This window comes from Bifidobacterium sp. ESL0775, assembly GCF_029395475.1.
In the GTDB taxonomy this organism is placed as follows: domain Bacteria; phylum Actinomycetota; class Actinomycetes; order Actinomycetales; family Bifidobacteriaceae; genus Bifidobacterium.
On record NZ_CP113917.1, the window covers coordinates 1,917,940 to 1,930,121 of the forward strand.

Annotated in this window: 9 protein-coding genes; all 9 read right to left on the reverse strand. The window is 61.1% G+C overall.

Going from position 1 to position 12,182, the window contains the following annotated elements; all coding sequences use genetic code 11:
* Positions 1 to 31: 31 nt before the first annotated feature.
* Complete coding sequence (locus tag OZX73_RS07465; protein WP_277149007.1) at positions 32 to 1,231, reverse strand: hydroxymethylglutaryl-CoA synthase; 1,200 nt, start codon at positions 1,229 to 1,231, stop codon at positions 32 to 34.
* Between the two features lie 15 nt (positions 1,232 to 1,246).
* Positions 1,247 to 2,647 (reverse strand): hydroxymethylglutaryl-CoA reductase, encoded by a 1,401-nt coding sequence (locus OZX73_RS07470; RefSeq protein ID WP_277149009.1) that lies wholly within the window; start codon positions 2,645 to 2,647, stop codon positions 1,247 to 1,249.
* Positions 2,644 to 3,825: a thiolase family protein gene (locus OZX73_RS07475; protein ID WP_277149011.1), complete on the reverse strand. Its 1,182-nt coding sequence runs from the start codon at positions 3,823 to 3,825 to the stop codon at positions 2,644 to 2,646. The genes OZX73_RS07470 and OZX73_RS07475 overlap by 4 nt, the downstream gene beginning before the upstream one ends.
* A 288-nt stretch (positions 3,826 to 4,113) precedes the next feature.
* Complete coding sequence (galK, locus tag OZX73_RS07480; RefSeq protein WP_277150966.1) at positions 4,114 to 5,379, reverse strand: galactokinase; 1,266 nt, start codon at positions 5,377 to 5,379, stop codon at positions 4,114 to 4,116.
* A gap of 63 nt (positions 5,380 to 5,442) precedes the next feature.
* Entirely contained in the window at positions 5,443 to 6,696 is a 1,254-nt protein-coding gene (gene galT / locus OZX73_RS07485) for a galactose-1-phosphate uridylyltransferase (RefSeq protein WP_277149013.1), read from the reverse strand.
* A gap of 128 nt (positions 6,697 to 6,824) precedes the next feature.
* Entirely contained in the window at positions 6,825 to 7,622 is a 798-nt protein-coding gene (locus OZX73_RS07490) for a DeoR/GlpR family DNA-binding transcription regulator (RefSeq protein WP_277149015.1), read from the reverse strand.
* 179 nt (positions 7,623 to 7,801) lie between these two features.
* Positions 7,802 to 10,099 (reverse strand): transglycosylase domain-containing protein, encoded by a 2,298-nt coding sequence (locus OZX73_RS07495; protein WP_277149017.1) that lies wholly within the window; start codon positions 10,097 to 10,099, stop codon positions 7,802 to 7,804.
* A 187-nt stretch (positions 10,100 to 10,286) separates the two neighbouring features.
* Positions 10,287 to 11,000, reverse strand: coding sequence for a Crp/Fnr family transcriptional regulator (locus OZX73_RS07500; RefSeq protein ID WP_277149019.1), 714 nt, complete (start codon positions 10,998 to 11,000; stop codon positions 10,287 to 10,289).
* A gap of 80 nt (positions 11,001 to 11,080) precedes the next feature.
* Entirely contained in the window at positions 11,081 to 12,160 is a 1,080-nt protein-coding gene (locus OZX73_RS07505) for a lipoate--protein ligase family protein (RefSeq protein WP_277149021.1), read from the reverse strand.
* Positions 12,161 to 12,182 lie beyond the last annotated feature (22 nt).

A 12,182-nucleotide genomic window follows, 5' to 3' on the forward strand; every position in this document is an offset into this window, starting at 1 on the left:
CAAATATATTGACTATTGCCAGATGGTAATCTCATCGATACTGCCGTTCATGGTCCTTAATACCGGTGAGATAGTGCGTGGCGGCTTCGCTGTGATCACTGCGGCCAAGGTCCTGTTCGGAACCATCCGTGACAAGTTGGGCACTGAACATCGCTTCGTACTCGGGCATGCTCAGGCGCTCGCGATGATCAAGTAAATCGCGGTGAGCTTGCGCATCCAGACGCTGCCGGTAACCGGGTTGCAACGTGCCGAAATAGAGCTCGGCCACGGAACCGGAACCGTAGGAATACAAGCCGATGCGATCACCTACCTTGAGGCTTTCGTCGTTTTCGAGCAACGAGAGCAAGGCGAGATAGATCGAGCCCGTGTAGATGTTGCCAACCTCTTTGCCATAGACGATGCTTCGCTCGAATCGCTCGGTGAGGCGGGTGTAATCAGCCTCGGCGATTTTGCCGTTGCCCAGTGTTCGCAGGCCCTTGCGCCCCATTTTCGAGAATGGGATATGGAAGAGCAGCGCCTGCAGGGTTTCGGGATTCGCCATTCCCTGCCTTTGCGCCTTGCCCCAGACCTCCTCGAACATGCTGACATAGATCTCCTCCGAGAACTTGCCGCGCGCGAAGGCGACGGTGGAGTAATTGGGACGCCAGAAATCGCCGGTGCTGCGGCTTTCGTAGATGGATTCCGGTTCGATGGCAAGGATGGCCGGATTGCTGGTGATGAGCATGGCCACCGCACCGGCTCCCTGCGTCACCTCACCCGGCGTGTCAAGACCGTAGCGGGCGATGTCGGAGGCGATGACGAGGGCCTTGCGGCCGGGGTGGCTGCGCACGTAATCGCAGGCGAGCTGGATGCCGGCGGTCGCGCCGTAGCAGGCTTCCTTGATTTCGATGGCGCGGAGATTGCCAGTGAGCTTCAGCAGGTCCTGCATGAACAGCGCCGCGGCCTTGGACTGGTCGATGCCACTTTCCGTGGCGACGATCAGCAGGCCGATTTGTTGACGGTCTTCGGCGGAAAGCATGGGTTCCGCGGCGTTGGCGGCCATGGCGACGATGTCTTGGTCGAGCGCGGCGACCGACATTTTGCTCTGCCCGATGCCGATCAGGTATTTGTTCGGATCCACGCCGCGAACCTTGGCCAAATCAACCAAATTGAGGTAATGATTGGGCGTGTAGAAGTTGATTTTGTCAATGCCGGCCTTGACATTGGCGGCTGCATTATTGTCATACATCATGTTCATCCCCTGTTGTCATTGGTTGTTTTGGGCGCTACGGAGTTGGTTCAGGAGTCTTTTGGCGGTTTCCAGATTGGCATTCGCCGGGTTGGCGCGAAGCGCTGCGACGACTTGCTCAAGTTCGTCCGGCTTGGCTCCGGCGGACATCGCGAGGCTTTTGAACTGGAGGTTCATGTGGCCTTCCTGGATGCCGCGCGTCACAAGCGCCCGCATCGCGGAAAGGTTGGAGGCGAGGCCGACGCTGGCGACGATGCCCATCAGCCGCTTGGCGTCCGGATGGTGCAGCAGCTTGAGGCTCAACTTGGCCATCGGCAGCGTCGACATCGCACCACCCACACTGCCCAACGGCAGTGGAATGTCGATGCTGCCGACCAGCTGACGATGTTCCTCGTCGATAGACCATTGCGTCCAAGTCCGGCGTTGCCCGTTGAGGTCGGCGTAGGCGGCGGCATTGATATTCCTGGTGTCGTTGCCAGTCGCCAGCACCACAGCGTTGATCCCGTTCATAATGCCTTTGTTGTGCGTGGCCACGCGCAACGGCGAGATCTCCGCGAACCGAGCGGCCGCAACGATACGACGCGCGACCTGCTCGCCATCCATGTCGCGGGTCGACAGGTTATCGAAATCGATACGCGCCTCAGATTGTGCACGCTGGTTTTGGGCATAGTTGGAAAGTATCGCCATCAGCAAGTCAAGCCCGTCAAGCTGCTCGGCACAATACTTGGCGACCGCCTCGGCGATGGTGTTGACCACATTGGCACCCATCGCGTCGCCCGGGTCGATCAACAAATCGATTTCGGAAAACTCTTCGTCGGACACCGAAGCAGTGATCTTGCGCAACCCTCCCCCATGCGTTTCCAGGCTCGGATGAGCGTCCTGCGCGACCTTGCGGATTTCCGCCTCATGCTCACGCACGAATGTCGCAAGACCACCATTATCGGTTTGTGATAAATCATGGCTTTGTGTCTTAGTTGCCATGAAATCGCCATTGCCTCCATCGGGCTCTCCGACCCGGCCCGGCTTTTCCGCAGGCATACGCCCACCATGATTGCCCAAAGACGATGCGGAACCGCTTTTCATAAACACAATCTGTGCGGTGATACCATCGCGGCGCACCGATGTGCGGAAGCCTCCGGCACGGGCGATTCGATGCGCGGCATTGCTGGCGGCGGCAATCACCGACGGCTCCTCGACGGCCATCGGCACCCGCAACGCCTCGCCGTCAATCACAAAATGATCGGCCAAACCAAGCGGCACAGGGAAATTGCCGATCTGGTTCTCCACCATATTGGCGGCCACGGCGGTCGGCAGCGCCGGTTCGTCGGTCAATATGTGCAGGTCATCGTCATCGATCACGCCTTCGCTGCGTAATTGCGCAAGCCGCTCACCCGTGGAAAGCTCGTAGAATTTCGTCATCGTATATTCTCCACCTCCATGGCCACGCCCTGCCCGCCGCCGACGCACAGCGCCGCGACGCCGAGCGCCTTGCCGGTTCGCTGCAGGTTATGGACCAGCGTAGTCAATATCCTTGCGCCCGATGCCCCAAGCGCGTGCCCCAGCGCGAGCGCCCCGCCGGAGATGTTGTACCGCTCCGGGTTGATGCCCAACTGCTCACGCGTCAGCCACGCCTGGGTGGCGAACGCCTCATTGACCTCATACAGATCGATGTCGGCGACCCTCTGCCGGCAACGTTCCAGCACTTTTTTGACGGCGGGAATCGTGGCGTAGCCCATCTGGTCGGGCCGATAGCCGACCTCGGCGTACCCGCGAATCACGGCCTGCGCCTTCAAGCCAAGCTCGCGCGCCTTGCCTGCGGTGGTGACCACCATAACCGCCGCCCCATCACTTAACGGCGATGTATTACCGGCAGTGACCATGCCATCGGATTCGTAAACCGGCTTGAGCTTGGAAAGCGCCTCAACGGTCGTTCCCGGCCGCATCGTCTCGTCACGTTCAAGCCCGCCGACCGGCAGCACTTCGTCTTCAAAATATCCGGCATTCCAAGCCACAGCGGCCTTGCGCTGGGACTCGACCGCATACCGGTCCAAGGCCTCGCGGCCCACGCCGAAACGCTTCGCTAGGTTCTCGGCGGTGACTCCCATGGCGTAATCGCCGAAGGCGTCGTTGAGCGCGTCGTAATGCAACGTGTCGTGCCAGTGGTCGAGGTCGAATTCGTTCTTACCGGTACGACGAGCGAAAGCGGTCGCGTTCGACATGCTTTCCGCGCCACCAGCCAGCACCACATCCGCGTCGCCCATCGCGATGGCACTTTGGGCCAAGCGGATCGCCTTGAGCCCGGAACCGCAGACCTGGTTGACACTCATGGCCGTGCCGGTGATCGGCATGCCCGCGCCGAGCTGCACCTGCCGCGCCACATTCTGCTTGGAACCAGTGCCGAGCACATTGCCCAAAATCACCTGGTCGAAGATCTCGGCGCTCAAGCTGGAGCGCTTCAACCCGCGTTTGACCAGATCAGTCGCCATTTCCACCGCGCTCATGCCGCTCAACGCGCCACGGAATCTGCCGGTTCCGGTACGCCACGAAGCGGCGATGACCACATCGTCATCATTGATCCTGGTTTTGTCCGCGCTCATCGGGCGACTCCACCGAAACCAAGCTCCACAAAAACCACGAACCGCGTCAAATTCACATCTCGCAAGCGCATACGCTCAATCCTCCTAGCGTCTGCAAGATTAAATGAGGACCATAGAGACGCGAAAGGAGCTGTGACGCTATCTCCACCAGCGTTCACAGCCCCTTTACGGATATCGCAACTTCATCACAACTTCGGTGCGGTTGCCATCAATTTACACGACAATCCACGCATCATTCTTGCAATATCATCACAACTTCGGTTCAATTATCGGTTTTGCCGAGTGCGCTTACGCCTCGCGGTGCGCCGAATCCGAGGCGACGGCCGCCAAGGCACGCGGGGCATGGAAGCCCTGATGCGCGAACTCGTCGGCGACGGCCTGCGCCACGGCACGGCCCTGGCCCTTGTCGACCAGCGCGATGATGGACCCGCCGAAACCGCCGCCGGTCATGCGGGCACCGTACGCGCCGTGCTTGCGAGCGACATCAACAGCCACATCCAGCTCGGGAACGGTGACCTCGTAATCCTTGGCCAACGAATCATGGGAGGCGTTGAACAGGCGTCCTGCCTCCTTCACGTCTCCGGCGGCGAACGCCTTCACAAACTCCGGCACGCGCCAAATCTCGGTGACGACATGGCGCACGCGCTTTCTCATCGTCTCGTCCGGCAGCCGGTCGAGCACCTCCTGCAAGCCGGCTTGGGCGGCGTCGGAATCATCGCCGGCGCTCTGCGAAATGCGGTCGGCGACCACGCGCAGGTTATCGACGCCCAGCGCTTTTGCCGCCTCCTCGCACATGCTGCGGCGAGCCTCGTACTGACCGTCGTTGAGCTGGTGGTTCGCCTGCGTATCGACCACGAGCAGCTCCAACCCAAGCGAATCCAAATCAAACGGCTGCTGCGAGACGCTGTGCAGCGCGTCGAGCTCCGGACGGCAATCCAGCAACAGCGCATGGTTTGGCGTGCAACGCATGGAGGCGTTCTGGTCAAGCCCGCCCGTGGAGGCCCCAGCCATGTCGTTTTCGGCCTTCATCGCGGCCTGAATCAGCGTGACCCGACCCTCGTCGCTGCCGCCAAAGCCCAAGTCGAAGATGTCGTCAAGCGCGAGCGCCGTGGAACAGGTCATCGCGGCAGACGAGCTCAGCCCGCCGCCGACCGGCACGCACGAGACGAACGCGGCGTCAAAGCCCTTCACCGCGTCAAAACCGGCCTCGCGCAACGCCCAGGCCACGCCGATCGGATAGGCGGCCCAGCCGTCGACATCCCGCGCCTTGAGGCCATCCAAATCGGCGACCACCGGCTTGCGGTCGCCGAAACTGGAGACAACGCGGGCCACGCCGCTTTCCTTCGGGGCCACGGCGACAAACGTGCGGTACGGCAGGGCGATAGGCAGGCAAAGTCCGGCGTTGTAGTCGGTGTGCTCGCCAATCAAGTTCACGCGCCCCGGCGCGGACCATACCCCGGCAGGCGCCTCGCCGAACGTATCCACGAACAACTCGGCGACCTGTCCGACGGCGTCCTTGGCATCAAGCGGCTCAAGGTATTGCACATCTCTGATGTTGCTGGTCATTTGATTTCCTCCATGAAATGAATGTTGCAGTATAACTGTGTAATACAAAAATCAATCGATGTCGATCGGACCGAGCTCGTGGAAGCGGGCGGCGATGCGCTCCGGCGTCGTGTCCGAGACCCAAGCGGCCATGCCCGATTCGGAACCGGCCAGGTACTTGATCTTGTTGGCGGCGCGGCGGAACGAGAAGAACTGCAGGTTGAGCCGGTAGTTCTCGCGGCGCGAATCATGGACGGGCGCCTGGTGCCAGGCCGAGATATACGGCAGGTCCATGCCCTTGCCGTCGCCCTTATCGAAGAAGGCGTTGCCGCGGCGCAGCAGGTGCGAGTACATCGAGGCCAAGTCCCAGCGTTCCTGGTCGTTGAGCTCGTCGAGGGTCTTGACGTCGCGCACCGGGGCGACATGGACCTCCAACGGCCAGCGCGCGGCGGCCGGAACGTAGGCCACCCAGCTGGAATTGCGCATCACCACGCGCGTTCCGGCCGCCATCTCGGCGTCCATGATGTCGCGCAGGAGGTTGCCGCCGGTCCGCTCGAAATAAGCCTGCGTATGCTGCAGCTCGGTCTCCATCTTCGGAGGGATGAACGGGTAGCAATAGACCTGGCCGTGTGGGTGCGCCAGCGAGACGCCGATCTCGGAGCCGTGGTTTTCAAAGGGGAAGATCTGCTCGATGCCGTCCAAATGCGAGATCTCAGCGGTGCGGAAAGCCCAGGCCTCCACGACGGTGCGCAGGCGCGAGACCGGCAGGTCGGCGGGCAGGCCGTCCTCGTTGGGGTCGAAGCAGATGACCTCGCAGCGTCCGGCCGCGGGCTTCTGCTCCCAAAGCTCGTTGTCATCGACCTGCGTGACGATATTGGGCACGCCGGGCACCTGCACCATCGAGGGGAAACGGTTCTCGAAGACGACCACGTCGTAATCGGTGTCGGGCACTTCCCCGTCCTGGTAGGGGTCGCCGGGCTTGCGGGCGGCGAGCGGGTTGCCTTTGGCCGTGGCTCCCGGCCCTGCGGTGATCGGCCGGTTCATGCGGGCCGCCGCCATCGGAATCCACTCCCCGGTCAGCGGATCGCGGCGCATGATCGGCTCGGCGTAGGGCACCTCATGTCCCTCGGCGTCGCGATGCGGGGCGAACCGGTCGGTCAACGGGCGCGGGTCCTTGAGCTCGCGGGTCTTGGCGCCGCTGACGTATTCCGGGTCGTCATCCAGATAGAAGAAATCGCGCCCATCCGCCAGTTTCGTCGGCGTGATGCGGATATGCTCCGACGCATACTTTCCAGGATGGTAATACTTGAATTCCTGTTGCTTCATTGCTGTTTCCTTTGCGTTGGTTTTCGTGCCATCAGGCCATCGGCCTCGCCTTCAGAGCGCCGGGTCAATGGCTTAGCGGTTATTGCGGGATGGCCACAAACGATTGAAAGCCTCAATCATCGTTGGCGTCAATCCTCAAGCTGGCCCGGCCCTTTGGTCAGGACGAGATGATTGACCAGCTTGCGCGTCTCCTCGACCGAGGTGGGGTCCAGCCCGTCATCGGTGATGAGGGTGTCGACCTGGTCAAAGCGGGCGAAGAGGGAAAGCGAGGTGCAGCTCCACTTGGTGTGGTCGGTCAGGATGATCGTCCTGTCCGCGATGTCCATCATGGCCATGTCCGTGGCGGCCTCCAGCGAGTTGGGCATGAGGAACCCGCGCGGTATCGAGACCGAATGGGTGCCCAGGAACACGGTGTTGACGCGCAGGGATTCGATGACCTTGTCGGAGATCGGGCCGACCAGCGAGTTCGAGCGGGTGATCACGCCGCCGGTGACGATGACCTCGACGTCCTTTGATTCCAAGGCCTGCACCAGTTCCGCCACGGGAATGGAGTTGGTGAGGATGGTGATGTTGCTCGCGCGCTGGCTTTCCAAGAGGTGCTGGGCGAAGATGTAGGACGTGGTGCCGCCGCCGATGGCGATGACGTCGCCGGGTGAGACGTATTTGACGGCCTCCTGCGCGATGGAGTCCTTGAGCCCGATGTCCATCTGCGATTTGACGGAGAACAGCGGTTCGCTGAGCAATGTGCTTGTGGTCACCGCACCGCCGTGGACGCGCTTGAGCAACCCCTTGTCGGCCAGGTCCGCGATATCGCGACGCACCGTCATGGCAGAAACACCAAGCTCCTTGGAAAGCGCGGTGATGCGCACCGCGCCTCGGGTACGCAGCCGGCTTAAGATCAAATGCTGACGTTGTGAGGAAATCATACGAACATTATCGCACAAATAAGAGCATGAAACAAACCCACTTGAGCGTTTCATCTGGTAGGTTTACCAAAACCGAACATTTCAACCACAAAAAACGAAACAAAAACCCACATCATATAAGTCCATTGACAGATACGATGTGGGTCTGAAAAGAAAATCTCGCCGGACCGCGGCAGGTGTCACTGCCCTCCGGTGGTCTGCTGTTGGCCTTGGTCGGGATTCTCCTGCTGGGGAGCCTGCTGCCCCTGATCCTGGCCTTGGTCCTGGGTCTGCACGCGTTGCCGGCCGGGGTAACCGCCGGAAGTCGATTGTCCCGCCGTGTCTGCGGAGACGCTCGAGCCGCCCATGAACTTCGGGTCGGGGTTGCCATAGCTGTTGTCTATGGGGATGTTGGCATCGGCCAGATACTTGTCCATGAACTCTTTCCACGCCGGCGTCGCGATATAGCTGCCGTACCAAGTGCCGTGGGACTGGTGGTTGATGGTCCTGCCGTTGAAGGACACGTCGCCCTCGGCGTTGCCGACGGAGACGAACGCCGCCACCTGGTTGGGCACGAAGCCCGAGGTGAGCAGGCGGGTGTCGTTGTTGGTGCCGGTCTTGGCGAAGGTCTTGCGCCCGTTGTCGAGCTGGGCGGCCTTGGCCTGGCCGTCCCCACGGATGACACCCTGGTTCATGGCGTAGGCCGTGGTCTGGGCGATGGCCGGATCGATGGCCTGATGGCAGTTGGCGCTGGGCACCTTCAAGGATTTGCCTTCCTTGGAGACGACCTTCTTCAGCGCGATTGGCGTGCATTCCACGCCGTTGGCCGCGATGGTGGCATAGACGTTGGCCATCGTCAGCGGCGAGGCACCGACGGAACCGATGATGATCGGTCCGGTCCAGCTCTCAGGCGCCAATGTCTTGTTGGCCACGGAATTGTGGTACCCCATGGTCTTCGCCGCGTCGATGATCGGGCACAGGCCGATCTGGTCGGCCATCGCCGCCTGGGTGGTGTTGTGCGAATGGACGAGGCCGTCGAGCACGGTTTCGGTGCCGCTGCTTCCGCCTTCCGAATTGTGGACCGACCAAGGCGTCAATATGCCGCTGTAGCCGGGGCAGGCGAACGAGTGAAGCGGATAGGTTCCCTTGGGGGTCACCGCTTGGGTGATGGAATGTCCCTGCTGCATCCACGCGACCATGTTGATGGGTTTCCACGTCGAGCCGACGCCCCACCCACGGCCGCCGCCATCGTTCTCGTCGACCGCGTAGTTGACCGCGGTGCGGGTCTTGTCGCCGTTCGCCTCATCGGTCGGGTCGTAGGTGCGGTTGATGCCGAAGCCAAGCACCTCGCCGGTGCCGGGCTTGATGGCCGCGATGGTCACCTCGAACCCGCTCGGGTCGTTGGGCGGGATGGTGTCGCGCGCGGTCTGCATGGCGTCGGCGTTGGCGTGCACGTCCATCGTCGTGTAGATGTTGAGCCCGCCCTCGTTCAGCAGTTTGCTGCGGTCCTTGGAAGTCTTGCCGAACTCCTTGGAATTGAGGATCTGCTTGGTGGCGTAGTCGCAGAAGAATCCCGCGTCGCCGGCGACCTGGCAGCCGATCAGCGTGCTGCTGTTCTGCAGGTTGAGCGTCTGCGCTATCGGCTGGTCGTGGAACTTGTCGTGGTCGGCCTTGGAGATGAAATGCTGCTGGTACATCAGATCGAGGACGATGTTGCGCTGTTTCTGCGATTCCGGTTGGTTCGCCGGCACCGAAGGGTCATAGCGGGAAGGGTTCTTGGTGATCGCCGCGATGGTCGCGGCCTGCCCGACGTTGAGGTCGGCCGCGGAGACGTTGAAGTACCGTTTCGCCGCGGTCTCGACGCCGTAAAGGTTGTTGCGCCCGAACTGGGCGATGTTGAGGTAGCCCTGGAGGATCTCGGCCTTGTTGTATTGCTTTTCCATCTGCACCGCGATGAGCATCTCGCGTATCTTGCGGGCAATGGTGTCTTCCGAGGCGTGGTATTCGGCGATGGGGTCGTTCTTCTCCTTGGCCTCGACCAGCAGCACGTTCTTGACATACTGCTGCGTCAGCGAGGAGCCGCCCTGGGTGTCGCCGTGCTTGATGAAGGTCTGGATGAATGCACGCAGCACGCCCTGCACGTCCACGCCGGAATGCTCGAAGAAACGCCTGTCCTCGCGGGCCACCACAGCCTGCTGCATGGGCTGCGAAATCTGGCGCAGCGGCACCACGGTGCGATTCTGTGCATAGAAGGAGGCGATGACGGTCTTGCCGTCGGAGGCGTAGATGGTGGATTTCTGCGGGAGGCTGGTGACGTCGAAATCGATGTCCTCCACCTTGAGCGACGGAGCCACCACGCGGGCCATGCCGTTGATGCCAAGCACGCCGGGTATGAAGAACATGCCGCCGACGACGCCACCCGCGATGCAAAGGGTCACGTAGGTCAAGAGCAGCGCGATCACGCGGCGCACGGTGAGGTTGTTCTTCATTTGAGGCATGGTGTCATTCTAGGATATCGCCTCTACCGAAACGGCCGATCTGATGGCGTCATCGCCCAATGTTCACCGTGTATCGGAGAGTCCGGAAAATCACCGAAAACAAGCTGGGAACTTGCTATGAATACGCGGCCCGAACCCACTTGGCAACGAGCCGCGAAATCCACGGAAAATGCAAGGCGCGATCTGATCAGTGACGCGAACGGCGGATCAAGGCCCCCGGCTGGTAGATGATGATGGAACGGCCCTCGCGGGCGATCCAGCCGCGGTTGGCGAAGTCCATCAGCGCCTTGTTGACGGTCTCGCGCGAGGAACCCACGAGCTGGGCCATCTCCTCCTGCGTCAGGTCGTGCGGCACCTTCACCCCGGACTCCACAGGTTCGCCGAAGCGCGAGGCCAGGTCGAGCAGCGTCTTGGCCAAGCGGGCGGGGACGTCCATGAAGACCAAGTCGGAGATTTGCTCGTTGTTGGCGCGCATGCGGTTGGCCATCACTTGCAGCATGTCCACGGCCACACGCGGATGCTTGTTGAGCCAGGCGAACAACGTGTCGTGCTCGAGCCAGCCGACCTGCGTGCCGTTGTTCATCGCGATCGCCGAAGCCGTTCGCGGGCCGCCAGCCGGGTCGAAGACGGGAATCTCCCCCAGGATCTCGCCGCGAGTGTGGATGCTCAACAGCTGCACGCGGTTGTCGCTGGCCTCGCGGGTCAGCTTGACCTTGCCACGTTCCAGCAAATACATGCGCTGGTCGGTGGAACCCTCATGGAAGATGTAATCCCCCTTTTCAAATTCAGCACGCAGCATGTACGGCATGAGCTCTTCTGCCTCGGCTTGCGAGACATGCTTGAACAATGCCGTCTGCAGAAGCTCGTTGTTCGCATCTGCTGCCCCATTCGGACTAGCCACGAGATCGCACCTCCAAAATCTTGCCTGTGTACCGCCAGAAACATTCGCGCTTTACTGGCCAACCTCTTAAAAAACGTACCCTAATTGTAACGCCGTTCGATATATGTTTCGAGGTGGGAGGAAACCGCTTCAAACCCCATTCGCGTTTGCCGTTTGAGCGGGGCGACGCGTTTGACGGAGGATTTGACGGCTTTGTCGCGCATCTTCTCCGGCGAGGTCTTCAATATCCTGCCCATCCTTTCGACATCGATGCCGTAAGCGATGGTGGCATGGTGCAGCAACGCGCCGGGGCCACCATCGCGGGCCGGGAAAAGGCGTTGCGCAGCCCCGCCGATCTTGCCGTCCGCGCAGACGATGTCATTGGTTCCGCCAAACCTCGCAGCGATGCCGAGCTCGTTCAACGCGTCGATGATCCAGAAATCGCACAGACGGAATGACTGATCTACGGAAAGCCCTTTTACGAAGTCCTGTGGGGCATAGAGCGAGTAAGTGATGACGTCATCGGGCTCGATGAACATCGTGCCGCCGCCGGTGGTGCGCCGCACGACGTCGAACCCCTCCTTACGGGCCTGATCGGCATCGACCTCGTGGTCGACGGACTGGAACCTGCCGACCACGACGGCCGGGCGCGACCACCGCCAGAAGCGCACTGTGGCGGGTCTTCGGCCCCCGGCCACTTCACGGGCCCACCGCTCGTCAAGCGCCATCTGCTCGGCGGGCTCACGGGCGATGTCGCGCACAGCCACCGGGCGCATCGCCTTCCAACGCTTTTGACACAGTTGATGGAAAGCGTCATTATTTGACGTCAATTTGTCTGAAACCCCAAGGCCATTATCATTTGCACAAATTGAGCGGCCGTTTTCGCTTGAAGAACCCTTTTTGCCGTTTTCCAGGGCCCTCAGATACGCGGTTTGTATCGCATCGCCGTCGACACCCACCAATTCCAACGATGGATGGGAACTGAAAACGACATCCAATGGCCGGCCATCAATCAACGCCTGTTCGATATCCGAAATCAAGGATTGCGCGTCCCCGTCATCGCCCATGACGAAGAAATCGCCGTCGATCTTGCATGAGAGCGGATTGCCTGCCTGATCCACGTCAACATCGACCCCTACCAGCTTGCCTCCTGGAGTCTTGTATTCACCACGCATGCGCATCACCATATAATATGCGGCGCAC